The 24116-nt window shown below is 56.4% G+C and carries 25 protein-coding genes and 2 tRNA genes; 4 read left to right on the forward strand and 23 right to left on the reverse strand.

The genetic code is table 11. The annotated features are described in order from the left end of the window. Positions 1-51 precede the first annotated feature (51 nt). Positions 52-837, reverse strand: a complete 786-nt coding sequence (locus tag WCX49_RS07450; RefSeq protein WP_345984469.1) for a TIGR00730 family Rossman fold protein — start codon at positions 835-837, stop codon at positions 52-54. Positions 838-839: 2 nt separating this feature from the next. Continuing rightward, complete coding sequence (locus WCX49_RS07455) at positions 840-1766, reverse strand: 5'-nucleotidase (RefSeq protein ID WP_345984470.1); 927 nt, start codon at positions 1764-1766, stop codon at positions 840-842. Between the two features lie 102 nt (positions 1767-1868). On the opposite strand from WCX49_RS07455, the gene fbaA reads away from it, so the two are divergent. Further along, on the forward strand, positions 1869-2948 hold the full coding sequence (gene fbaA, locus WCX49_RS07460; RefSeq protein ID WP_345984471.1) for a class II fructose-bisphosphate aldolase: 1080 nt from the start codon (positions 1869-1871) through the stop codon (positions 2946-2948). Here fbaA and WCX49_RS07465 read toward each other — a convergent pair. The 3 genes from WCX49_RS07465 to WCX49_RS07475 form a co-directional block, all read right to left on the reverse strand. Beyond that, a complete protein-coding gene (locus WCX49_RS07465; protein WP_345984472.1) occupies positions 2945-3820 on the reverse strand; it encodes a pyridoxal-phosphate dependent enzyme in 876 nt (291 codons plus the stop codon). The genes fbaA and WCX49_RS07465 overlap by 4 nt on opposite strands. Before the next feature lies 1 nt (position 3821). Next, positions 3822-4661 (reverse strand): peptidyl-prolyl cis-trans isomerase, encoded by an 840-nt coding sequence (locus WCX49_RS07470; protein WP_345984473.1) that lies wholly within the window; start codon positions 4659-4661, stop codon positions 3822-3824. 77 nt (positions 4662-4738) lie between these two features. Beyond that, positions 4739-6679 carry a response regulator gene (locus WCX49_RS07475; protein ID WP_345984474.1) on the reverse strand — a complete coding sequence of 647 codons (1941 nt, stop codon included), beginning with the start codon at positions 6677-6679 and terminating at the stop codon, positions 4739-4741. Positions 6680-6808: 129 nt separating this feature from the next. On the opposite strand from WCX49_RS07475, the gene nth reads away from it, so the two are divergent. Further along, complete coding sequence (gene nth, locus WCX49_RS07480; protein ID WP_345984475.1) at positions 6809-7465, forward strand: endonuclease III; 657 nt, start codon at positions 6809-6811, stop codon at positions 7463-7465. A 116-nt stretch (positions 7466-7581) separates the two neighbouring features. Here the strand turns inward: nth and WCX49_RS07485 are convergent, their stop codons facing one another. The 4 genes from WCX49_RS07485 to WCX49_RS07500 form a co-directional block, all read right to left on the reverse strand. Beyond that, positions 7582-8844 carry a M20/M25/M40 family metallo-hydrolase gene (locus WCX49_RS07485; RefSeq protein WP_345984476.1) on the reverse strand — a complete coding sequence of 421 codons (1263 nt, stop codon included), beginning with the start codon at positions 8842-8844 and terminating at the stop codon, positions 7582-7584. Positions 8845-8923: 79 nt separating this feature from the next. Then, positions 8924-9634 carry a carboxy-S-adenosyl-L-methionine synthase CmoA gene (gene cmoA / locus WCX49_RS07490; RefSeq protein ID WP_345984477.1) on the reverse strand — a complete coding sequence of 237 codons (711 nt, stop codon included), beginning with the start codon at positions 9632-9634 and terminating at the stop codon, positions 8924-8926. After that, entirely contained in the window at positions 9634-9978 is a 345-nt protein-coding gene (locus WCX49_RS07495; protein ID WP_345984478.1) for a TraR/DksA C4-type zinc finger protein, read from the reverse strand. Before WCX49_RS07495 ends, cmoA begins: the two co-directional genes overlap by 1 nt. Then, positions 9975-11012, reverse strand: coding sequence for a bifunctional 3,4-dihydroxy-2-butanone 4-phosphate synthase/GTP cyclohydrolase II (locus WCX49_RS07500; RefSeq protein ID WP_345984479.1), 1038 nt, complete (start codon positions 11010-11012; stop codon positions 9975-9977). Before WCX49_RS07500 ends, WCX49_RS07495 begins: the two co-directional genes overlap by 4 nt. 176 nt (positions 11013-11188) lie before the next feature. On the opposite strand from WCX49_RS07500, the gene WCX49_RS07505 reads away from it, so the two are divergent. Together WCX49_RS07505 and WCX49_RS07510 are read left to right on the forward strand one after the other, a co-directional pair. Beyond that, positions 11189-11263 (forward strand) — tRNA-Gln (locus WCX49_RS07505). Positions 11264-11278: 15 nt separating this feature from the next. Beyond that, positions 11279-11355: transfer RNA gene (locus tag WCX49_RS07510), tRNA-Met, on the forward strand. A gap of 257 nt (positions 11356-11612) precedes the next feature. Here the strand turns inward: WCX49_RS07510 and WCX49_RS07515 are convergent. From WCX49_RS07515 to WCX49_RS07580, 14 genes are all read right to left on the reverse strand, one after another. Further along, complete coding sequence (locus tag WCX49_RS07515) at positions 11613-12068, reverse strand: hypothetical protein (RefSeq protein WP_345984480.1); 456 nt, start codon at positions 12066-12068, stop codon at positions 11613-11615. Then, a complete protein-coding gene (locus WCX49_RS07520; protein ID WP_345984481.1) occupies positions 12065-13456 on the reverse strand; it encodes a glycosyltransferase in 1392 nt (463 codons plus the stop codon). The genes WCX49_RS07515 and WCX49_RS07520 overlap by 4 nt, the downstream gene beginning before the upstream one ends. Next, positions 13453-14577, reverse strand: a complete 1125-nt coding sequence (locus tag WCX49_RS07525) for a hypothetical protein (protein WP_345984482.1) — start codon at positions 14575-14577, stop codon at positions 13453-13455. The genes WCX49_RS07520 and WCX49_RS07525 overlap by 4 nt, the downstream gene beginning before the upstream one ends. Beyond that, complete coding sequence (locus tag WCX49_RS07530; protein WP_345986797.1) at positions 14577-16280, reverse strand: YaiO family outer membrane beta-barrel protein; 1704 nt, start codon at positions 16278-16280, stop codon at positions 14577-14579. Before WCX49_RS07530 ends, WCX49_RS07525 begins: the two co-directional genes overlap by 1 nt. Positions 16281-16687: 407 nt before the next feature. Next, positions 16688-17101: an ArsC/Spx/MgsR family protein gene (locus WCX49_RS07535; protein WP_345984483.1), complete on the reverse strand. Its 414-nt coding sequence runs from the start codon at positions 17099-17101 to the stop codon at positions 16688-16690. After that, complete coding sequence (locus WCX49_RS07540; protein WP_345984484.1) at positions 17098-17400, reverse strand: hypothetical protein; 303 nt, start codon at positions 17398-17400, stop codon at positions 17098-17100. Before WCX49_RS07540 ends, WCX49_RS07535 begins: the two co-directional genes overlap by 4 nt. Before the next feature lie 2 nt (positions 17401-17402). Continuing rightward, the gene (locus WCX49_RS07545; protein WP_345984485.1) at positions 17403-18098 is read right to left on the reverse strand and encodes a hypothetical protein; all 696 of its coding nucleotides are present in this window, start codon (positions 18096-18098) and stop codon (positions 17403-17405) included. A gap of 109 nt (positions 18099-18207) precedes the next feature. Continuing rightward, positions 18208-19362: a VWA-like domain-containing protein gene (locus tag WCX49_RS07550; protein WP_345984486.1), complete on the reverse strand. Its 1155-nt coding sequence runs from the start codon at positions 19360-19362 to the stop codon at positions 18208-18210. A 63-nt stretch (positions 19363-19425) separates the two neighbouring features. Then, entirely contained in the window at positions 19426-20130 is a 705-nt protein-coding gene (locus WCX49_RS07555) for a DNA alkylation repair protein (RefSeq protein WP_345984487.1), read from the reverse strand. Between the two features lie 75 nt (positions 20131-20205). Beyond that, a complete protein-coding gene (locus tag WCX49_RS07560) occupies positions 20206-20940 on the reverse strand; it encodes a hypothetical protein (protein ID WP_345984488.1) in 735 nt (244 codons plus the stop codon). 80 nt (positions 20941-21020) lie between these two features. After that, positions 21021-21782 carry a hypothetical protein gene (locus WCX49_RS07565; protein ID WP_345984489.1) on the reverse strand — a complete coding sequence of 254 codons (762 nt, stop codon included), beginning with the start codon at positions 21780-21782 and terminating at the stop codon, positions 21021-21023. 94 nt (positions 21783-21876) lie between these two features. Then, complete coding sequence (locus WCX49_RS07570) at positions 21877-22611, reverse strand: hypothetical protein (RefSeq protein ID WP_345984490.1); 735 nt, start codon at positions 22609-22611, stop codon at positions 21877-21879. A gap of 185 nt (positions 22612-22796) precedes the next feature. Then, positions 22797-22997, reverse strand: a complete 201-nt coding sequence (locus tag WCX49_RS07575; protein WP_345984491.1) for a hypothetical protein — start codon at positions 22995-22997, stop codon at positions 22797-22799. A 74-nt stretch (positions 22998-23071) separates the two neighbouring features. Continuing rightward, positions 23072-24082 carry a MoxR family ATPase gene (locus WCX49_RS07580; RefSeq protein ID WP_345984492.1) on the reverse strand — a complete coding sequence of 337 codons (1011 nt, stop codon included), beginning with the start codon at positions 24080-24082 and terminating at the stop codon, positions 23072-23074. Positions 24083-24116: the final 34 nt, after the last annotated feature.

Consider the following 24116-nt stretch of genomic DNA (forward strand, 5'->3'; position numbering starts at 1 on the left):
GGGCCATCCTTTCATCGACATCCAGCATACCCCTGCATCAAAAACGCTTCATTAACGCTCCGCGGCCCCGGCGCCGTCCCCCGTGCAGCGCTCCTCGAAAAAGCGCTGCAGTTTCTGGTAATAGGGGGTATCGGAGAGGCCGCTCGCCCGGAGTGACTGCAGCTGCATCCGCAGCGATTCACGGACCTCCCGTACGACCAGGTCGACATCGTCGGTCAGCGTCAGCATGGCCAGGTCCTCCTCGCTGATCATCCCTTCGGCGAGCAAAGAGTTTCGTATAAATTCCAGCAGCGGCGCGTAGAAAGCCTCCCCCATCAGGAAAACGCACACGCCGTCGACTTTCTTCGTCTGGATCAGGGTCAGTGCCTCAAAAAGCTCGTCCAGGGTCCCGAACCCCCCGGGCATGATGACGTAGGCCGTGGAGTATTTGACCAGCATCACCTTGCGGGAGAAGAAGTAGTCGAAATCCTCCTCCTTCGTCGTATAGGGGTTGGGGTGCTGTTCCGTCGGGAGTTCGATGTTGAGCCCGACCGATTCGATCCCCTCTTCCCGGTAGTCGTAGGCCCCGCGGTTGGCCGCTTCCATGATGCCGGGACCTCCGCCGCTGATGACGTTGAAACCCGAAGCCGCCAGCTTCCCTGAGAGTTCAACGGTCTTGGCATACCAGGGGTGATCCTCGCCGACCCGGGCGCTCCCGAAAATCGTCACCGCCGGTCCGAGGTCGCCCAGTTCGTCGAACCCCTTGACAAAATCGGCGATGATCTTGAAGACCGACCAGACGTCGGACGACTTGATATCTTTGACATAGCGCTGCTCGATCTTCTGCTCTTTGGCCACGGCTACTTCTCCTCGGGCATCAGTGCACGGATCGGCGAATCGCTCTTATAGGGCACCTTGCCCGACGGCACGACCCGCGACGCCCCGTCGAGGTGAACGTCCTGGTCATCAAAGAAGATATGGGCCCCGTACGCTTCGAGGACCTCCTCCTTGCCCAGCCCGCCGAGGAAAAAGGCCTCGTCGACATGCACGCCCCAGCGCCGCAGGGTCTGGATGACCCGTTCGTGCGCCGGCGAGTTGCGCGCCGTGACGATGGCGATGCGCACCGGCGACGGTGCCGGGGCGAAGTGGCGCTGCAAATAAGAGAGGGTGATCAGCAGCTTCGCGAACGGTCCCGCCTCGAGGGGTTCGTCGGCATGGGCTTTCTCGTGTGCCCAGAACGCCTCGATGCCGTCACGCTTGTAGATCAGCTCGCTCGCCTCGGAAAAGAGCACTGCATCGGCGTCGAAGGCGATCCGGATCTGGTCATCGTGGCGCCCGGCCGTCTGCGGCGGCGCGTAGAGCACGGCGGCGGCCACCCCGCCGTCCACCGCCTGCTGCACGTCCTCTTCGGACTTCGAGAGGAAGAGATCGACTTTGAAGGATTCCAGGTAGGGAGAGAGCGACGTGCCGCCGCTGAACGCCGCCCGCGTGATCGGCAGGCCGTAGTGGGCGACGGAGTTGAAGACCCGGAGCCCCGTATCGGGGGAGTTGCGCGACATAACGATCACTTCGACGACCGGTTTCCCCGCCTTGACGTTAAGGCCCAGCAGGGCCTCCACCAGCGGAAAGGCCGTCCCTTTTTCCAGCGGTACCTTCTCGTGTTCGAGCTGGTAGGCGCGGTACGCCTCAAGCCCCTCCTCCTCGAAAACACGGTTGGAAGTTTCCAGGTCGAAGAGCGCCCGGGAGGAGATGCCGATCACCAGGACCGAAGAGAGATCAAATGCCATGACGTGCAACCTTCGCGTAATAAATACGCACGTATTTAACGGTTATCATAGCGAAAAGCGCTATAATCCGCATTAGAAATTTTCTGTCCCAAGGATCTTTTTATGGCACAAGGTATTCTCGATCTGGTCAAACCCGGCGTCCTCTTCGGAGACGACGTCCAGAAGGTGTTCGCAGCGGCGAAAGCGGGCAAGTTCGCCCTCCCGGCGGTCAACGTCGTCAACGTTGAATCCATCAACGGCGTCCTGGAAGCGGCGGCGAAGGTCAACTCCCCCGTCATTATCCAGTTCTCCAACGGCGGCGGCCAGTTCTATGCGGGTAAAGGGGTCTCCAACGACGGCGAAAAAGCCGCCATTGCCGGGACGATCAGCGGGGCGCACCATGTCCATATGATGGCCGAACTCTACGGCGTCCCCGTCATCCTGCACACCGACCACGCCGCGCGCAAGCTCCTGCCGTGGATCGACGCCCTGCTCGACGCGGGCGAAGCGCACTTCGACCGTACGGGCAAACCGCTGTTCAGCTCCCACATGCTCGACCTCTCCGAAGAGAGCCTTGAAGAGAACGTCGCCACCTGTGCCGAGTACCTGGCGCGCATGGACAAGATCGGAATGACCATCGAGATCGAACTGGGCGTCACCGGCGGCGAAGAGGACGGTGTCGACAATACCAACATCGACAACGCCCTGCTCTATACCCAGCCTGAGGACGTCGCTTATGCCTACGAGATCCTCAGCAAGGTCAGTCCGCGCTTCACCGTCGCGGCCTCCTTCGGGAACGTCCACGGGGTTTACAAGCCGGGCAACGTCGTCCTGACGCCGAAGATCCTTGACAACTCGCAGCAGTACATCGCCGAGAAGTTCGGCACCGCTGAGAAACCGGTCAACTTCGTCTTCCACGGCGGCTCCGGCTCCGCCCCCGAAGAGATCACCGAGGCGCTCGGCTACGGCGTCATCAAGATGAACATCGATACCGATACGCAGTGGGCGACCTGGGACGGCGTCAGAGACTATGTCGCGAAGTACCACGACTACCTGCAGGGACAGATCGGCAACCCCGAAGGCGAAGACAAGCCGAACAAGAAATACTACGACCCGCGCAAATGGCTCCGTGCCGGCCAGGAGAGCCTGGTAGCGCGCGTCGAGCAGGCCTTTGCCGACCTCAACGCCATGAACCGCAACTAAGGGCGCCGTGCGTAGCGCGCGAGCATCGTCTCGTTGCCGCTGACGCCGCCCGAATGCACGTACAACACCTCCCCTTCCAGCTCATCCCACGCTTCCATTAACGCCAGCCACATCACCGGTGCATAGATCAGGTCGAATGCCACGCCTGCCGCTTTGAGTTTTTCGTATGTCTGCAGCAGCGCGTCGTGCAGGCTGCCGAAACGGTAGGGCGTAGAGAGGATCGTCAGGTTAGGCGGCATCGGCATCAGCGCTTCGATCTGCCGCCGGAGGTAAGCCGGGTCCCCGACGGCCGCGACCGTGACAATGCGGCACTCCGGCAGGGCTCTGGCCAGGTAGGCCGCCGTCGTCCCCGTCCCCGAGGGCGTCACGACATTGAGACACTTGATGCCCTGTGCCGCCTGCCACTGGCGGATCGCTTCGGCCAGTACCGATACCCCCGCCTCCGCGGCCGGGTCGGCACCGCCCTGGGGGATCAACCGTACGCGTTCATCCGCTTCGGCACGCCCTTTCAGTGCATTTATGGCTGCATCGTACGCCGTCGGATGCACCTCGTGAAGCTGCATCCCCAGCGCCAGAGCTTGGCGGTAGTTCCCCTGCGGGTCGGTTTTGAGGTGGTGCGGCGCCGTTTTCGCGGTGTACTCGAAACGCCACCCTTTCAGACGGCTGAGCGCGGCGATAGAGAGCATCGCGTTGGACTGGATGCCGCCGTAGGAGACCAGCGTATCGATGGCGTCGGAGGGGGTCTGCAGCAGTGCGTAGAGCTTACGGTATTTGTTGCCGCTGAAAAGGGGGTTTATCAGGTCGTCGCGTTTGAGGTAAAGCTCCCGCCCTTCAAACCGGAAGGGCTCGAACGGTGCGGGAAAGAGGTGCAAATTATTTGCTGTAGGTGATTTTGGCTGCGTCTTTGAGCGCTTTGGTTTTCGCTTCCATCTCTTTTTGGAATTTCTCCTGCTTCAGGCGCTGTTCGATGAACGGTTTTGCTTCATCAAGCGTCGCTTTTTTGCCCGCCTGCTTCTCTTCGAGATAGATAATGTGGTAACCGAACTGGGTTTTGACCGGTGCCGGCGTGATCGCGCCCACTTTCATACCGAAGACGGCATCGTTGAATTCCGGTACCATCTGCCCCTGCTGGAAGAACCCGAGGTCGCCGCCTTTCGGACCGCTCGGACCGGTTGATTTCGCTTTGGCTTCTTCGATGAATTTCTCTTTGAGCTTGTCGCCCTTGAGGTCTTTCATGCCGGCGATGATCTTTTTCGCTTCATCTTCCGTTTTCACGAGGATGTGGCGTGCATGGACTTTCTCTTTCTGTTCGAACTCGTCGCCGTGGCTGTCGTAGTAGGACTTGACCTCTTTGTCAGTGACCTTGATACCTTCGAGCAGGTTCTCCTGCCAGACTTTCGCAGCCAGCTGTTTCTCAATACGCGCGACGATATCGTCATACTCTTTTTTGTATTTTGCGGAATCGAGGACACCCTCTTTCTTCGCGGCTTCGTAGACGAGCTCCTGCATGACGAGGCCCTCAACGACGCGCTGCTGCAGTTCGTCCTGCTTCTCTTTCGGCAGAGAGGTAAAACGACCCTGCGTTCCCTCCATCAGGACCGCATTCACCTCTTCGGATGTGATCGTTTTCCCGTTGACCGTGGCCACGACTGCCGCAGAGGCGCTCACGCTGATCAGCGCTGCCGCCATCAATGATTTGATGATAAGCTTCATTCATTCACCTTTGTTTAAAGTGAAAGTATTGTATTTACGAATATTAAACAGATACCCAACGGCCGGGGCGGGCCGCCTTAGGAGAGGGCAGGTTTGCTCAGATAGCGTTCGAGAATCCCCTCGAGCTTTTCACGGCCCAGGGGTTTGGCGAGGTAGTCGTCCAGCCCCTCGCCGAGGATGCGTTCGCGGTCGCCCTCCATGACCAGGGCCGTCACGGCGATGATAGGGGCCGGATGTTCGCGGAAGAGCGGGAGCTTGTGAATCTCCTGGGTCGCGGCGATCCCGTCCTTGACCGGCATGTCGATATCCATGAAGATCACGTCAAAGGGGTATTTGCGGCACAGCTCTACGGCATCGTGCCCGTTGGCGGCCACCGTGACGGAGAGGTTGTACTCTTCGAGCAGCAGTTTGGTCAGGCGCTGGTTGATGATGTTGTCCTCGACGACCAGGGCCTTGATCTTGCGCTCGGTGCCCTGCGGTTTTTCGACGCTTCTGACCGGCAGCTGCAGAACCTGGGTCAGGTGTTTGGAGATCCGTGAAGGGAGCAGCGGTTTTTTCAGGGTGTAATCAACCACCTGGCGCACGCGCTCCGGCAGGACTTCTTCCTCGTCGACCAGCATGACGAAGCGGCACGGGTGCGACTCGAAGGCCCCCAGCTGCATCAGCCAGCCCGAGTTCTCTTTCGGTGCGACGATATAGAGGATATCCGTCTCGCCGCAGTCGACGTGTTCCGTGTAGTGCACCTTCGTCACCGAGAGGCCGAACGCCTGCAGGTAGCGGCTCAGCAGGTTGCCGTCGAAGAGGCGGTCATCGTCGAAGAGCAGCACTTTCGCGCTGTGGTCGCGGATAGGGTCGAAGCTGGTCACGGTCGTACCGGTCACATTGAGGTTGAAGGAGAAGTGCGACCCGCGCCCCTCTTCGGAGGTGACTTCCAGCCAGGAGCCCATCATATGCAGCAGCCCCTCGGTCAGCGTCAACCCGACGCCCAGGCGGTTGTCGGAGTGCCCGCCGGTCTCGAAGAGCTTGGTAATGCTTGCCAGGCGCTCCGGCGCGATCCCGACACCCGTATCCTTGACGCTGACGTGGAGGGTATAGAGGTCGTTCGCATGTTTCTTGGCGACCCGGATGTCTACATGCACCCTGCCCCCGGACTCGGTGAACTTGACGGCGTTGTCGACCAGCAGGGAGATCACCTGGCGGAATTTGCGCGGATCGGCCTCGATGTAGGTCGGCAGGGCCGGATCGATAAAGACGTAAAGCCCGATGCCGCGCTGGCGCGCTTCGTACTCGTAGTGTCTGAGCAGCGCTTCGAGTTCGCCCATCGGCTTGAACTCGGTGACGTCGAGGCTGAGGCGGCCGGTCTGCATCTGCGCGAGGTCCAGCAGGGACTCGATGTTGTTCATCATGTACTGCGAAGAGCGCTCGATCATCTCGATGTAGTCGCGCTGGGTTGCCGAGGGGTGGGAGGATTTGAGCAGTTCGACGAAGCCCATGATACCGTTCATCGGCGTACGGAACTCGTGGGAGATGTTGTGCAGGAACTGCTGCTTGGCCGTCTCCGCGCGTTCGCGTTCCATACGCGCCCGCTCCTGCTCGGTGACGTCCGTCATCTCCAGGAACGAAAGGCCGTTATAGCCGCTTTTGAAGACCCGGCTGCGCAGGGCGAACACTTTCGTCTCGCCGTTGGGGAGTTTCACATGTACCTGCGGCGGTTTTTCCGCCTCGCGCTCGAGCTGCCGGAGCCAGAGTTCATCACTCTCGGCAAAGATCTCGTAGTTCGGATCGTTGAAGAAATCGGCGATCCGGTCGTACTTCTCACGGAACTCCTCCATGTTCTTAAAACCGAAGGTGTTGTAAAACGCGAGGTTGGCCCCCACCCATCCCTTTGCCGGGCTGAAAAACATTACCGTCGCGCTCTGCGCATCAAGATAACTGAACAACAGCGACTTGCTGATGTAGTCGTCGGGAAGGTCTCCCGCATCTGTGTGCTTCCCGAAAAGCCAGCTGATCAATCCCATCGGGTGCTCCTTTCACAATCTTTCACAATGTTAAGTTTCATAGTGTAGCCATCCCAAGCTTTTACATTTATTACACTTATATCAAAATTTCAAACCCCTAATCCGGTCCGCTTTGCTACAATTGCACCCATGAAAAAAGTGAAAAAAGCCACCAAAGTAGAGATCGAAGCCATCAAAGCGGCCCTGATGGAGCGCTACAGCGAGGCCGTCACGGAGCTCGACTACCGCAACGCCTACGAGCTCGTCATCGCCGTCGCCCTCTCGGCACAGTGCACGGACAAGCGGGTCAACCTGATCACCCCCGCGCTTTTCGAGCACTACCCCGACCCCGCAGCCCTGGCCGCGGCCGACGTCGACGACGTCAAAGCGATCATCAACAGCTGCTCCTTCTTCAACAACAAAGCCGTCAACATTATCAAGATGGCGCAGCGGGTCATTGAAGTCTACGGGGGCGAGATTCCGATGAACGAAAAAGACCTTGTCACCCTCGCGGGCGTCGGGCAGAAAACGGCGCATGTCGTGATGATCGAATACACCGGCGCCAACCTGATGGCCGTCGACACCCACGTCTTCCGCGTCGCCCATCGTCTGGGGCTCAGCGACGACGAAACGGCGCTGAAAACCGAAGAGACCCTCGTCAAGAAGTTCAAAACGGACCTGCACGCCCTGCACCAGGGGATGGTCCTCTTCGGCCGCTACATCTGTACGGCGAAGAACCCCAAATGCGATACGGAGTGTTTTTTGAAGGCGTACTGTAAGAGTACCGAGGGGTTTAAAGCGCGTTAAGCGTTAAGGGTTAAGGGTTAAGGGTTAAGGGTTAAGGGTTAAGGGTTAAGGGTTAAGGGTTAAGGGTTAAGGGAAGGATGATAGGTCATCCTTGTTCTTTTCTTAGCGCCGATTGCTTAACGCTTAGCGCTCTTGTCCAAAACTTTCATTACAACCTCGAACACTCGTCCGACGCTCTCGAGGTCAACGCGTTCTCGGGTCGAGTGCGGGTGTGTGATGGTCGGTCCGATGGAGGCCATCTGCATCTGCGGGAAATGCTTCTTGATGATGCCGCACTCCAGCCCGGCGTGGATGGCCCCGATGGAGACCGTTTCGCCGCTGGCCGCCTCGTAGGCTGCCCTGACCTCTTCGACGAACCCCTCCTGCTCCGGCTCCCACGGGGCATAGAACCCTTCGCTCTCCACCGAGGCTCCGAAGGCCTCGAAATAGGCCGTCGTCTCCGATTCGATCCGGCGCAGGTCCGCCTCGATCATCGAACGCGCACTGAGCTTGATCGTGAGTGCCGTCTCGGACGTCGCGATCTCTGCGAGGTTGATGCTCGTACGCACGATGCCCAGTCCGGCATCAAAATCGCGGACCCCGTGCGCAAAAGCGTGCAGCATCGGCAGCAGCGGGTTTTCAATGATCTCGCACTGCTGTTTTCCCAGGGGGCGGAGCATCGCATCATCTACTTCCGTCTCGAACGCGACCGTCGCCACGGCCCGTTTGGGAACGGCATTACGGCGCTCGCCCCCCGCGATGGAGACGACGGAAGCCCCCAGGTCGTAAAGATTCGATGCGAGCTCCTTGATGGCGTTGGGGAGGTGCTTGTCGATGTCGACGCCCGAATGCCCGCCGGGATACCCTTCGGCCACCGCTTCGTAGCAGTAGCGCTCCCGCGACGTGCGCGCCAGCGGCAGCGTGACGTTCAGGTCGACGCCGCCCGCGCAGCCGACGGTGATCTCCCCGAACTCCTCGCTGTCGAGGTTGAGCATCACGGGGGTCTTGAGCGGAACGGCGAGGGCCCGCGCGCCGACGAGCCCGGTCTCCTCGTCGGAAGTGAAGAGGCAGTCGACCGCCCTTCCCGTTTCCATCAGGGCCAGCATCATCGCCATCCCCATCCCGTTGTCCGCGCCGAGCGTCGATTCTTTCGCATGCAGCCAGCCTGTTTCTTCATACAGCTCCAGCGCCGGGGCCCGGCCGATACAGACCATGTCATAGTGCGCCTGCAGCGTCACCTGTGCGTCCGGGTGGGTACAGAGCAGGTTCCCCGCGCTATCCGTGTGCGTTGCATAGCCGTACGCCTGCGCTTTTTCGCTCAGGTAGGCAAGCATCTGCGCCGTGTCGCCGGAACAGTGCGGGATGGTACAGAGCTTTTTGAAATGATCGATGACGGTCATGGTCGTTCCTCGTAATAGCATTAAGCATGTAGCGTTAAGCGCTAAGCCAAATCTTCAGCATTCTCTTAACGCTTAATGCTTAGCGCTTCAACGCGATGAATGTCGCGAAGTTGCCCCAGCGGAAGATCGTCTCGCAGTGCGCAAAGCCGCAGCGCGTCACCATCTCCCGGTTCTCCGTTTCGGTATAGGGGATCAGGACGTTCTCCAGGGCTTCGCGCTTCTGCATAATCTCGTATTCGCTGTAGCCCTGCGTCTTTTTGAAGTCGTAATAGCCGTCGATGAGCAGCTTGTTGAGCCGCTTGTCCTCGCTGACGACCTTTTCGCTGAAAATGAAGACCCCGCCGGGGTTGAGCGCGTCGAAAATGCGCTGTACCAGCGTCTCGCGCACCGGGGGGCGGACGAACTGCAGGGTGTAGTTCGTGATAAAGACGTCGGCCGGCTCGTACGCGAAGGTCATGATGTCGGCCTCTTCGAGCCGTATTTTCGAACCGAATACGGCGAGTTTCCGATGCGCCTGTTCGAGCATGGAGGCGGCGTTATCGATGCCGACGAGTTCAGCACCGACATGCAGGTCCCGTTCGATGCTCAGCAGCGTCGAGGCGGTAGAGCAGCCCAGGTCGTAGAGCCGCCCGCCCTCGCGCAGGTACGCCAGTGCGAACCGCTTCGTCAGCGCCATCGCCTCCTCGTAGAAGGGGACGGAGCGCTTGAGCATGTCGTCGAAGACCGCCGCGATCTGTTCGTCAAACTCAAACTGCTTCTCGATCGGTTTGTTGAACACTTTGTCTTCCATCATTCCCCCTTCTCTCTTGCACACGCCACGCAGAGTGTCGTTTCCGGTATGAGCGCCAGCCGCGCCGGCGCAATGGGTTCGTCGCACACTTCGCAGACCCCGAAGTTCTCGGAATCGATGCGCGACAGCGCGTAGGCCAGACGGTTCCTGCGCCTCACAGCGGCCTCATACGCCTTAGCGGCGACCTCCTGCTCCCCCATCAGCTCCTCGCGTATCACGTCGCCCAGGCAGCAGTCCGGGGCGATGGGTTCGAGCTGGGGCTCCAGCTGCGCGATCTCGCCGGCAGTTTTATCGCGTGCTTCCTCAAGCGTGCGCCGCAGCAGCGCCCTCTCTTCCGTGGTCATTCATCGGCATCCAGGTGGATCACTTCGGCGACATCCAGGCCGAAACCGCCCAGACCGACGAAGGAGGGAGCATTGGCGTCGGTAATGAGGCGCATATGTCTCACCCCGAGCGATTTGAGGATCTGCGCGCCGATGCCGTACTCTTTCATATTGCCGCCCGTCGCGTCGGGGTTGTTGATGAAGACCAGCACCCCGCTGTTTAGCTTGAGGTACTCGATGCTCTCGATCAGCCGGTTGTACTTGCACTGGTTCAGCAGCAGGTCGAGGTCCGGGATGACGTTGTGCACCTTGACGTTGGCCGTTTCGCCGACATTGTAGAAGACGACCGCCGTATGGTGGTTACCGTCGTGGTCTTCGAAGTCGTGGCGCTTGGCCTTGACGCCGAAGAACTCGATCTCCGTCTCCCCCGTGCTGTGAACCAGGGTCTCGTTGGCCATGCGGTACTCGACGATATCGGAGATATAGACGATCTGCAGCGCATGCTTCTCCGCGAAGAGATCGAGGTCGTCGCGGCGCGCCATGGTGCCGTCCTCTTTCATCACTTCGCAGATGACGGCCGACTCGCTCAGCCCCGCAAGACGGCAGAGGTCGACAGAGCCTTCCGTATGCCCCGTACGCACCAGGGTACCCCCCTCTTTGGCGATCAGCGGGAAGATGTGCCCCGGGCGTGCCAGCTGCTCCGGGCGGCTGAGCGGATCGGCAAGGATGCGGATGGTGAGGTCACGCTCGCCCGCGGAGATCCCCGTGGTCGCTTCCGCCGCATCGACGGAGACGGTAAAGGCCGTTTCATGCGCCGAGGTGTTGGACGTCACCATCGGTGCGAGCTGCAGCCGTTTGGCCGTCGCGTCGGAAAGGGCAACGCAGATGAGCCCCTTGGCGTGCGTTGCCATAAAGTTGACGTGCTCCGGCGTTGAGAAGACCGATGCGTAAACAAGGTCCCCCTCGTTCTCTCTGTCCTCGTCATCCATCATGATGACCATCTCGCCGCGCTTGATCGCGTCAATCGCTTTTTTTACCCGTTCGATCGGTGTCATTTCTCTCCCTGAACCTTGTGTCGGATTTGGACGTGTTTTATGAAATCCGTATATAATAGTTGCAATTATAGCCAATAAAAAAATTTCACAAATTTCTCCCTGAAACCCTTGACATTCCGGTGTAGATTGCCTATAATTTCGGCCTCAACTGACACAGAGCAGTTGTAGAAACGGACTGGGGTATCGCCAAGCGGTAAGGCACTTGGTTTTGGTCCAAGCATTCGGGGGTTCGAATCCCTCTACCCCATCCACCTTTTCATAACGATCGCGGGATAGAGCAGTTCGGTAGCTCGTCGGGCTCATAACCCGAAGGTCATAGGTTCAAATCCTATTCCCGCAACCAATCGAAACCTTCAAATCAAAATCAAACCTTTTTTCCAAAACGAGCTTTTTTCTTATCTGATGTATTCCGAAGGTCATCGGCCCGTTCGGTACTTCGTACATCGACCGTGCGCGTCGGCCTGAGAACGTGAAGCAGTTCACGTTCTCGTGACGGCCTTTAGCGGTTCAAATCCTATTCCCGCAACCAATCGAAACCTTCAAATCAAAATCAAACCTTTTTTCCAAAACGAGCTCTTCTCCTTCCGGATATCTACGTTCCTATTTTGAAGCCGCTTCCTTCACTAAACTTTTGAAATCGGACGTCATAAAATAGCGGTGTACATAGGTCCTGACCTTCGCCGACGCCAATACCCCGGCGAGCTCCCGGGCGTCAGCCCCGGGAAGGACGATACATTCCATCCCCAGGCGCCGGCACGCCTCCGCTTCGCTCTGAGCCAGTTCCCGCACGAACGGCACCTCGGGGTTCAGGACGGAAACCACGCGCCGGACCCCATGACTCTCCTGCAGCTGCGCCAACGCTTCCGGGTCCGGGTAAGGGCCGGCATAGATATGATTGTCGATAAAATAGACGCTCCCCTTGAAGGGCTGCAGCGGGTTGGCATACGCCTCGACCTTGTCGAAATTGGTCAGCACCATCAGGAAGTAGTAGCTCAGAAACGTCAGCAGCAGCGGAATGCGCACACTCCAGAAGCGCAGGCTGTCCAACCATTTCAAATCGACTTCCTTTTGATATGTCCCCATGAGCGGTTAAAGACGTTGAACATCGCGAGGAATCCCTCCACTTTGAGCATCGGCCGGTAGAGGAAGGGTTCAAGGAAACTCAGCATCAGCAGCCTGTAGATGTCCTTCAGTTTCGTCAGGCGGCGCTTGACGAACATGTCTAAAGAGAGGGCGCCGATATTGAGCACGGTCCCCCAGGCGAACTCCAGCAGGAAAAAGACGATGAGCGCTTCGCGGTTCAGCAGGCCGAAAACGTAGAGCGTGATGATGGAGACGAGCCCCATGAACGTCACCATCGGTGCAATCCCCTCGACCATCAGATAGTAGGGGAGCGCGAGCATCCCCACCCTGCCGTATTTCGGATTGAAAATCATTTTCTTGTTGTGGTAGAGGGTCTCGATGAGCCCCCGGTGCCAGCGGTTGCGCTGGCGCAGCAGCGATTTGTAGTCGGTCGGCACCTGCGTCCAGCACATCGTATCGGGCAGGAAGCGGACGGTGTGGTCGATATTGTTATCGTAACAATGGCGATGGATACGCACCAGCAGGTCGAAATCTTCGCCCACAGTATGCCGGTAGCCGCCGATGGAGAGGACCATGTCCTTGCGGAAAACGCCGAACGCGCCGGAAATGATCAGCAGCGCGCCGAAACGTTCCCAGGCGATCCTCCCGGCGAGGAACCCGCGGGTGTACTCCAGCACCTGGAAAGATTCGATCTGCGTCTCCGGCAGCCCGCGGCGCAGGACATGCTTCTCGACGACGTCGCAGCCGTTCATGACGTTGACCCTTCCGCCGATGGCCACGAGCCGCCTGTCCAGCGAGAAGAGTACGATGCTCCGTAGGATCGCGTCAAACTCCAGCAGCGAGTCTGCGTCCACACTGCAAAACAGCGGGAAGCGCGAGACGTTGATGCCGCAGTTGAGCGCGTCCGCCTTCCCCCCGTTGGCCTTATCGACGACAATGAGGTTCGGATAATCCGGCGACGTGTACGTCTGCCGGATCGGCTGGTGCGAAACGTTCAGCCGTACGGGGACGTTGCTCGGTTCCAGGCCGAACTCCTCTTTGAGACGCGAAAGCGTACTGTCGGTCGAACCGTCATTGATCACGATGATCTCGTACTCGGGGAAGTGGAGCTTCAGGAAAGAGTGGACCGAGGCGATGATCGTCTGCTCTTCGTTGAATGCCGGTACCAGGATCGACATCGGCCTATAGTTGTTCGAATTGATAATGCGGCTGACGATGACATTCTTGGCGGAGAAGAAATAGGCCATGACCTGTTTGAGAGAGATCAGGATAAACACCGTCGTCGTCATGTTCGTAAACACGAGGAACATCAGGTAAAGGACCTGAAGCAGCAGGAAAAGATAGATCAGGTATTCGCTCATCGTTCTGCTCCTAGCGGGTAGAAGGCGTTCAGGCTGTCAAGGAAAAAGGGGTCGACGATTTTGCCGGCCGCATTGCGCGTGACGATATCCAGGATCTCGACGCGCCCGATACCGTGTTTTTTACACATTTCGAAGATGTTTCTCCTGACATAGTAGTTTTCATCGAAGAAGTAGCCATACATGAATGTCAGCGCGGACCTGCCGCACAGGTCCAGCCCGGTCCGGGCACAGACGATGCGGGTGACCGTGTTGGGACTGTCGTAATACGCCCTGATCACGTCGCACTCCATCGCCCCGATCTTGTGGAGACTCCGTATATAGGTGACGACGAACTGTTCATCCTCCCGGTAGCGTTCGAACAGGCTTTTTAGCAGCGGGGCGTATTCGCGTTTCTTCGTATCCCCCAGTGCGGCGACGACGCTTCTGACCATGACCATCGGCGCGTCACGGAACGGCGCCCCGTTCAGGAAAGCTTCCAATTCCCGGTACGCGATGTCGACAAACGCCTGCATATAGACGAACTCGCTGAACTTCAGGCTGATCCCCCTGCTGTATGCCCCCTGCAGCACCTCCGTAATATGGTCCAGGTCCTCGTCCGTTTCGGCGAGCTTCGCAAAACCGTACACGGAGTAGACCATCATTTCGAAGTCGGTATGTTTTGCAATCATCTTCTTGAAAAACGATTTCAGCCGCGGCGAATAGAGGAAAAGCATCTTCGTGAAAAAGAACTTTTTTTTCACCTCCGACCAGCTCGTCTCATGCCGGCGCAGCAGGTAGGTGTCCACATCCATCGCCATGGCGAGCTCCCGGGTCTTGCTGCGTTCCGCGATGGGAAGAAAACTGTTCGTCTCGGTCAGGGCGTCGGCAAGCGCATAGTAATCAAGCCGGCCGTTCACCGTGATGTCGTTCTGCCCCGTTTCAAGGTAGCGGCTGATCTGCGGGAGATAGCGCTCTTTGCGCAGGACCACGCTGAACCTCCTGCGCTCGATGGAGTACTGCGATACCGACAGGACAATGAGCAGCACGACCGCGCTCAGAAAAAATGCGACCGTCACGTCCCAGACCAGCGGCAGCTGGTCGGTTAGGAACATCAGCCAGGAGTGGAGTATGTTTTCAGGCATCACCAGTACCTTTTGAGGTAGAGGCTCGCGCCCCGGCGGTCGAATGTCGCGGTGTCCGAACGGTAGTGGTCATAAAAAAGCGCGGCCCCCGCCATCCACTCCGGCGACAGCCGGTAGCTCCCCTCCCCCCGGAGCATGTCGGCGTCCGTATGGCTGAACACATTGCCGATGTCGACCTTCTCCGACGACGAGGCCCGTGTATAGGATAGCATGGCGTCCCAGCGGCAGGTGCTTTCGTATTTCAGCAGGTTCAGCAGCGCGTAACTGCCGCTCACGGGTATCCAGTAGAATTTCTGGTTCCAGGTATAGCGGTCGCCGAAATAGACGGAGTACTCCGGGACCAGCAGGTGTGTATCCGTCTCTTTGTAATGACTGTAGACATACCCCATGCCGACCTCGAAATTTCTTATCCCCTTGTAAAGGTGGCCGCCGAGGCTGTAGCGGGGAAGGAACGCCGCATCCGGCGCGGCAGAGAAGGAGAGGTAGCCCCATGTCCCGCTGCCGAAAGCGTCGTAAAGCTCTCCCCGGACATTCGTGTCGTAGAGGCCGTAGCGCCAGACCCTTTCAGCCGCGGCGACGAGCACCCGGCGCGCAATCGGCACTTCGATGCCGGCATAGACCCGCCCGTCGTCGTCACGGCCGTCGCTGTAGGAGGCGAGTTCCGTCCCGGCCTCGAAGGCGTGGACCCGGGTGCGGCAGTAAAGCTCCGGGTAGGTCGTGCGGAACGCCTCCAGCGCCTCGCCTTCCAGTGTTGCCACGGCATCCCCCGCCTTCGATTTTTCATGCTGTTGCAGCAACACCGTGGCATACATCCGGGTCGTTTCCGGATCCCCGGGCTGCTCCGCGACGAGCGTTTCAAGCAGCGCTTCGGCTTTGCCCCTCTCTCCCGAGGCCATATGAAGCGCCGCCAGTTGTTTCCCCGCTTCGGTGTCTCCCTGCTGGGCATACCGCTGCTGCAGGCGTTCGGCGGCTTCGGCATTTTTGCCCTGCCAGCGCAGCAGGTTTGTCAGGATCGCCTCTGCTTCCGCACTGGCGGGGTAGCGCTCCAAAAGTGCCCGGGCGGCGGCTTCCGCTTCCGGGAACGTCTCCAGCCGGATCAATGCGCGGACGCGGAGCATCATAACGTCGTAAGCGTTTCTGACCCCCTCCGGTTCCGCATCGATCAGTGCCGGGACTTCACCCGGTGCCTCCTCCAGACGCGTTTCGCCCCTCTCAAGCAGAAGCGCCGTCCGGAGCTGCAGGTAAACGCGGTCGTTTGTGTAGGCCGGGTCAAGCGACACGAGCTGCTCAAACTGCGTCTGCGCTTCCACCGTACGCCCGGACCAGAAGAGCAGCGTCGCGTACTGTTTCAATACGTCCCCGTCACGGGGAAACGTTGCTGCCAGCATACGCGAGGCGTCGCAGGCAGCCGACGCACCCTGCACCCGCGCCACCTCATACAGGCGGTCGACAAAAAGCTGACGGATCTTGCCCGGATCGTCTTTGACCGTTTCAAAAGCGTCCACCCCGAGCTTTGCCGCGCTTTCCCGGACATCCGTTTCGCTGCTGCCGACAAAACAGCGCACAGTGTAACTGCCCTGCTCCCCATAGGTCACGCAGTACAGCGCGAGATCGTCCGGGAGATGTTGCCGTGCTTCCTGGGCCGCCATGGGCGTTTCAAACTGACCGACGCTCGCCGAGAAGATGTCCGCCGACAGGCACACGGGCAACAATATCCACGGCAAAAAAAGTCGTTTCATGCTGTCAAACCACAATCTTTCATATTTTTTTCGTTCTCTGCATGATACGGTATGCTTCCTAAAGCGCCGATTCGCCACGTTAAAAAACAATATTGTTACGTTTCGACCGTCACATCGGTTGTTGCTGCGGAACTAATAACGGAAAGAAATTCGGGATATGCTGTACAAGAGTAGAAATAGTGTCAGAGAGAAGGAAATGGTGCGCTTGCGGGACAGTGGACGGTCCCGAAGCGGTTAGAACTGTTTGGCGTAGACGGCAACGGCGATCAGACCGATATAGACCATTGCCATGAAGCTGAACTTCGTGCGAAAGTAGTTGTCCAAAGCGTGCATCGTTTCTCCTTGAGCCTTGATTACCGCACTTATTGCAATTATGGTTCCGGACAGGGTTCGCCGTTTTCGGAGGAGCAGCTGTTGTCAATCGGCGTGCCCAGCGGCGTGTTGATGATCCCCTCGATTTTCGCCTGGTCGAAGCCGCACATGCGGTGACCGTTGACGCTGATAAGGGGCCGGCGGATCAGGATGGGATCTTGCAGGAGCATGGAGAGGGCCGTTTCGGCGTTGAACGCCGTAGGGTCGACCCTCCCCTCTTTGACGGCGGGGGCATTGGGGTTGAACCACTCGGCCACCGGACGCTCGTCCAGGTAGGTCCGCAGTTCGTCGGGCCCCATGTTGAGCGCCAGAAGGTTCTGTACGATCAGCGTACAGCCCGCTTTATAGAGCAGCTTTTTCTGACGCGCATTGGTGGCGCAGCCCGGCTTTTCGTAAAAGAGGACCAGCGTCATCCCAGTTCGACCATATCGATGGCTTTGTCGGTGAGGCAGTAGGTCGTCGTACCGTCATCGTCCTCGGTCATGCAGTGGTTGAGGCACCCCGCATCCCAGAGGATTTCGATCGCCTCGTCGACGAGCTTCTGGTCCAGCCCGAGGTAAAAGGCGATATCCTCCGCCTCGTAGACGCTGTAATTCTCCTCGTCGGCGAGGTTGTAGATCGCCTTCATCACGCTGCGGAGAATCCGCGTCTTGTCAATCGGTTCGGACATATCCATCCCAGTTTCGGACATCTCTACACTCTCTTCGGACATTTTCACTCCTTCAAAGCCGCTATCTGTTTTTGCAGTGCGATCCGCTGCAGCGGATGCAACTGTGTCTTTTCCACCCATGTCTCATACGCCTCGGTATAGTGCGCTTTGAGTAGAGGATGCAAATTCTGTGCCTGTTTGCTCAGCGTCTCCAGGTAGGCCTTCGCCTCGTCATAGGTGAACTTGCGCACCGGCTGCAGGCGGCGCTTCATCCCTTCGACCAACTTGTCGTCCAGGAAACCTTCGGCCATGCTCAAAAAGCTCGTCGCGGCCCCCAGGTCGGCATAGTGTTCGTTCCAGATCCGGCCGTTGATGACCTGGTCGCAGGCCATGTCAATGAAGACCGGCGCGTACTCCAGCACCTGCACCAGCTCGGTAAAGTCGTTGTCGACCATGGCGCGGAAAAGCATCCGGCTCCGGTTGCGTACCTTGACCCGCAGGCGGTCGTTGGCGATGACGTCGGGATGCAGCCGCGTAAAGCGTTCATACGCCCCCAGGCGCGAGTGGTTGAAGGCCATGATGGAGACCATGACGTTTTTGTCGCTCACCTGCTCGGGGTGCGAACCGGAGGGGCGGTAGAAGGCCCACTCCAGCCGCGCTTCGTCATCCTCGTGGTAGAGGTAGAGCTCGTCGCCCCTTGTCTCGAAGTCCGGTTCATCCTTGAGGGCTTCGATCTCTTCCTTGTAACTCAGGTCGTACATATCTACTCCTCACGGCATCCGAACAAAGTCCGGCTGCCTACGCTGACGCTGTGTCTCCCTCGGCGGGATGCCCGCGCATCCTTGATGCTTTTATACAACGCAAACCTCCTTACAGATCAAAGTAGAAGACGTCGCCATAGGGCTCGAAACGCTTCATATTGCGTTTCTCGCTCACCAGGAAGAGCGTCGGCAGGTGCGAGGCCTTTTCTATCTTGAAGAAGCCGTCGCTGAGCACCATCAGCGTCGCCGCCGCCTCGTCCGCCGTATTGAGGTACTCCAGCACCGGTGCGAACTGCGTCCCGCCGTTGCCCTTCTCGAAAGCGACCTCCGGTTTGAGCGCCTGGGCATCGTAGGTGACGATCTTCTCCTTGTCGACCTCATCGTCGAAGGGAATGACCGTTACCTTGAAGTCGGTACTGAGACGCAGCACCGAATCGATGATGCCGAGGAACTTCGAGAAAGTGTCGCGGCTGATACTCATGGAACGGTCCAGCGCGATGTAGAGGTTGAGGCGGTTGTGCTCCTGGCGGTACCCGGGCAGGTAGAGCCCCTGGTAGATGAAACGGCGGTTGGGCCGGGAGAAGTCGCTCTGCTTGTCGAAGAAGCTCTCCGTCATATAGGTGTGCAGGAGCGTCGCGAGGTCGATCTTGGGGCGGGTGACTTCGCGGATCACTTCCAGGAAGGAGGCCGGGATGTTCCCCTGCTTCTGCGCCGCGCCCATGGCCTGCACGATCAGCGCGTCGATCTCTTCCATCGCCGCCTCGCTGTCGCCCTCGCTCTCTATGAGGTCCTGCTTCTGTTCCTGCGGGTTCTCGTCGTCGGGCGTGCCCTCCCCCTCCGGGTTCTCCTGGTAAAGCGCGTTGTAGACCTCCTCGACGCTCTGGTCGCGGTACTTCTCCATCATCACTTCGTGTTCGGGCCGCTCGCCGACCCGCTCGAAATCATCGAGCAGCAAGTTGATGACGACGTCGCTGCTGCGGTTCCACGTCTTGTGGTCGCGCCCGCCCATACGGAAGGGGTGCTTGAGCATGATGTGCAGCAGCGTATGGGCATAGATGTACTTGAGCTGCTGTTCGGGAATGGTTTCGGCCATGGTCGTATCGACATAGATGGCCGTCCCATCGGTCTCGAAGGCTTCGTGGGGGTTCTTGCGGTAGCGCATGGGCAGGGAGAGTGCCAGGACGCTCAAGAACGGGTGGTCAAATAGAAACTGGACGCGGATCTTCTCCAGCCGGCGCTGCAAATCGCTCTGTTCTTCTGGCATGGCCCTCTCTCTACCCTGGGTTTATGCCGGAAAATATGCAATCGCCGTTCTATGGATATGAGGCTACACCTCCCCCTTCAGGTAAGCCTTGCGCTCTGCCTCCGGGAACTTTTCGATGGCGTAGCGCAGCATCGTCCGAGGCATTGTCTTGTAACGGGAGGCAAGAAACGCCCGCTCTCTTGCAGGGTCTCTGTTGCCGACTTCCCGCAGCATCCAGCCGACGGCCTTGTGGATAAGGTCATGGGTATCGGCAAACAGCAGTTCCGCAATCTCCAGCGCCGTGTCGAATTGTCCTTTGCGGATAAGGTAGAAGGTCGCCATGATCGCAATGCGGCGTTCCCACAGGCTTTCGGATTGTGCGAACGTATAGAGGACCGCTTTGTCCCTTGCTATCAGGTACTTACCGACAATGTAAGGCGCGGAGCTGTCGACGAGGTCCCAATTGTTGATATAGTCGGTATTAGCCATGTAGCAGTTGTAAACCGCCTCTTTCTCCGCCGCGTCGCCGCGCTCGTACTTCGCGACCATCAGCAGCAGAGCGAAGAGGCGCTCTTCATGATAGGCGGAATGCAGCAGCTCCGCGACCTCATCCAACGGCGTCGCCCGGAACCGTGCAACGTGCTTCCGAAGTACGGGAACACGGATGCCGAGGAAAAAGTCCCCTGCTCCATACTCCCCCTCACCCGTTTTGAAAAAACGCTGCGAATGCTCGGCGATGTCGGGGTCACCGAGGCTTCTGAGAGTTGAGCTGATATTTTTTGCATTCATTCCGCGTACTTGTTAACGTTTAAAATGATCAATCAAAAAGCCGTCCGCGGGTTTTTGATTGGCTCCTGTAATTTGTTAACTCTTAATTTCAAACCAAATTTCGAGAAACCTTTTTTCGCTCCCTTTGAACCAAAGATAAGCGGCTGACCACAGAGAGCCACAAACAACAGACCAAAAAATGAATTGTACCCAAGCACCAATGGACTTATTAGTATTTGAATCATTAAAAATCTTGACAAGAGTCTGAAACGGTTCAGTTAGGCCAACAGCAAGAAAAAATATGATTCCAGCTGAAAACGACAACGTAACAAAAGGTAAAAATAGTGCGAGTGACGTTCTGCGTGATGATTTGGAGGGATGCGCGGTGACACATTCTCCTTTGAATTCGGCGTACGGGATACGTCGAGGTTCGCTGCCTCGAAAGAACCAAGGGCGTGCCTCACGCTTTGCGCGTTCCCAGTCGTGTTTAAGAAGCAGCGCCATACGTTCAGTAAATTCTTTCACTTGCATGTCTTTGTCTTCAGCTGTAGCTAGCAGCTCAACAACTTGGATTATCGCTATATCTTCAGGGTCAAAGGGGTTTACATTCAACGCAAGTTGGGAGCAATGAAATCCAACATCCTGAAAATTTCCAGCCCGGGTTGCCTTGATTAGCGAGTCAGCAAGATTACGCATGTCGTTACGCCATTTTGCGCGTTCTTGTGTAACGTTTTTAATTTGTATGTTTCTTTCATTAGTTCGCAAAGATACGATGGCTGCAATAAGGGCAGCAAGTACACTAGATGATAAAAGGATGCTAAACGATTCCAATGGAACTCCTGTAAAAGTTAACGTTTAAAATGAGCAATCAAAAAGCCGCCTGAGGGTTTTTGATTGGCTCCTCTGATTTGTTAGAGTGCACTTGCAAATTGCCAACCACTGTGGGTCAGTTCATAAATCTCACCTTTATAACCCCTATCTTTTACTAAGTCATGATTTACTAGCTCATCTAGGGCAGCTTCATATTTAACAAAATCACGCTGACTCTCGCTGCCAAAGATAAGGCCTCCAGCTTGAATACTTCGTTTGTTAATAGTTTGAGGTTTCATTATTGTGCCATTCTTATTTGAAGCTGCTGCCTTCAAAAGTTCATGAGCTTCTTTTGAGAGTTGGATTTCATGAGTTTTCTTAGATAATTCATCGCGCTCACGTCTAAGACTTTCAATTTCTGCACTGAGTTTTTGTTTGAGGGATTTATCACTGATTTCCGCAACTTCTACATCCCGCTTAGCTCTATCAATAAGTTCTTTTTCTTTTAAAGCAAATAATTCTGTTCTTGACTGCTCTAGTTCTGTCTGACGTATAGTCTTTTTATGTTCAGTTTCGAGATGCATATTATCAATAAGTTCGAGTGGTTTTCTGGCAATCAATCCAAAAACAAATCTCACCCAGTGAGAAGAAGCGGCGACTGCTGCCCCAGTAAGTAGCGGTAATATTAGTAATGTGTAGATATCAGTTACACTATCAAATGCTGCTAATCTATCCTGTGGACTTGCATCAGTAACGGTCAATAAGAATATTCCGCGCCAATTCAATGCAAAAAAAGCCAGTAAAGCATAACCAAAATATGGTGATTTAAATCGAGAAGTTACTGCGTCTACAAATTCATCCATTAAAAATCCTATTGTTCATGTTTATGTACTCTAACGTTTAAAATGAGCAATCAAAAAGCCGCTTGTGGGTTTTTGATTGGTCTCCTCTGATTTGTTAAGTGTCATTTTCTTCTAGAACCTCAAATGAAATGGGAAAAGCCTTACTATTAAAATCATTCCAGAAATATTGATATAAACAAACCAGTTGATTAAAGTCTACAGTTGCTAACGCCTCTTGCTCCCATTTTAATATAGAAAAGTCCTGCACTTCACATTTTGAAAAATATTCCGGGATCAATCGTGGGTTCTTTTCTTTCATGGCAGTGAATTTCATATGGACGGAGGTTTTGTTGCGATAGAGATCGTCAAATAAACTTACTGGAGCTTTTGCATCGGCATAAACTGGCTTAAGCAACCATTCAAAGTGTTTTTCTTGAATGATATAGCGGACATTATTTTGATCAGTCAGCACATAAAAATATGTCTGTGGATTGGCGATATCTTTATATGTGTATACATCGGTTATCGTGAAATCAGTATCACTTAGTATGTATTCATTGAGGGCATCACTTCCTCTTTTTGGATGAACTATGAACAATTCATTCTTTATTTCATTCACTATTGGGACATTTGAACGGAATTTTCTTACTGTGTAGCCAATAGGTTGTTTGAATCTGATTCTTTGGCCGACTTTTGGATAATCGGATATATGTTCCTGGGTGCCACCACCAGTGAATATTTCATAAAGGAGATAAGCTCTGCCAACAATAGTAGAACCATACCTATTGATGAAAAGTATGGATGCTAGAGAAATAATCATGAATAAAAAGATTTTTTTTCTTCTGCTCATTTACTGCTTCATTTAACTCTTTATTCAACGTACAAAATGTTCAATTATCTATTGAAAAATCGTGTTAATCATACATTTTGTATATAGATGCGGATCAATATACCACCTGTCAACTTAACACAAAACAAAACTATTAAATACAGAAAATGGAGGATGGGACGCCGGTGAACGTCCCGGGGGAGGTTTTAGTGGCGGTACTCTTTATGGTGTCCGTAGGCGTGGCCGTGGCCGTTACTCTGTTTTTTATAGACGGTTCGGCTCTCTCCGTATACAACCGGGTAACTTGGCTCGTAGTAGATGACGGGTTCGACATGACGGGCGTACGGCGCACGAACGACGCAGCCGGTAAAAAGCAGTGGGATGAGTGCAAGCAGTAAGTATCGCATCTTCTATCCTTTTTTCGTTTGATAGGAAAAGCATAGAAAAAAATCGTGGGGAGATCGTGACGCGGGGAAGCGTCTTAGAGGATGTACTCCCCGTACTTCGCAAGCCAGGCGTCAAAGGCGCCGTGGGTCGCGATGGATTCGTCCTTGACAATGACGTCCTTGACGAGCATGACGCCGAACTCCGTCGGGAGGGTTTCGCTGTAGGCGAAGAGGTGGTCTTTGTGGGTGTCGGAACCGTTGTAGTACTCGACGAGCGCCGAGACGAGCGCGTAGAGCAGTGCCGGCTGGTTCTCGATCTGCGGGTAATGCCCCTCGTAGATCGCCGCGACGTCCGGCAGCTCCTCGTAGACCTTGACGTAGGAGACGAACTCGATCCCGGCGGCGTAGCCGATGGTGCCGTAGATGACCGGGGCGATCTTGCCGATTTCCATGCTGGATTTCAGAATGTCCGAGAGCATGTGGTAGCTGCGCGGCGTCGCGAAGGCCGGGTTGGCGTCGTCCTCGACGACCGGTTCGGTCGAGAGTAGGTCCGGGCGGAAGCCCAGGAACCCGATGACGAAGTGGTGCAGTTTCGATTTCAGCGCGAAGAGCTTGAAGTCCTCAAAGCGGGCCTGGACATGCAGGTGCACCATCCGGTTGGCCAGCGGGGTGGGCAGGCGGAAGACGACCCCGCGGTCGCTGACGCGGTTACCCGCGCAGATGATCCGCCACCCTTTGGGAAGGTCGTACTCTCCCATGCGGCGGTTGAGCACCAGCTGGTAGATGGCCGCCTGGACCGACGGCGGCGCGGAGTTGAGTTCGTCGAGAAAGAGAATCCCCTCGGAGTCGGGGTCTTTCGGGAAAAAGACCGGCGGCATCCAGACCGTCTGCTCGTCGCGGATCGCCGGGACGCCCCGCAGGTCGACCGGGTCCATCTGCGACAGGCGCACATCCACCAGTTCAAGTTTGTTCTTCTCGGCCACGTCGGCGACGATGTAGGATTTCCCAATTCCGGGGCTGCCGTGGATAAAAAGCGGCGTATCCGTTTTGATCAGCGTATCGATATGGTCGTAAAGTTCCGTGGTTGAAATGGATGGTGTCGTCATTGAGGGTTAGCGTTCCTTTCAGTATTTAGCGTGC

The organism is Sulfurimonas sp. HSL-1656, from assembly GCF_039645585.1.
Taxonomy (GTDB): Bacteria; Campylobacterota; Campylobacteria; order Campylobacterales; family Sulfurimonadaceae; genus Thiomicrolovo; species Thiomicrolovo subterrani.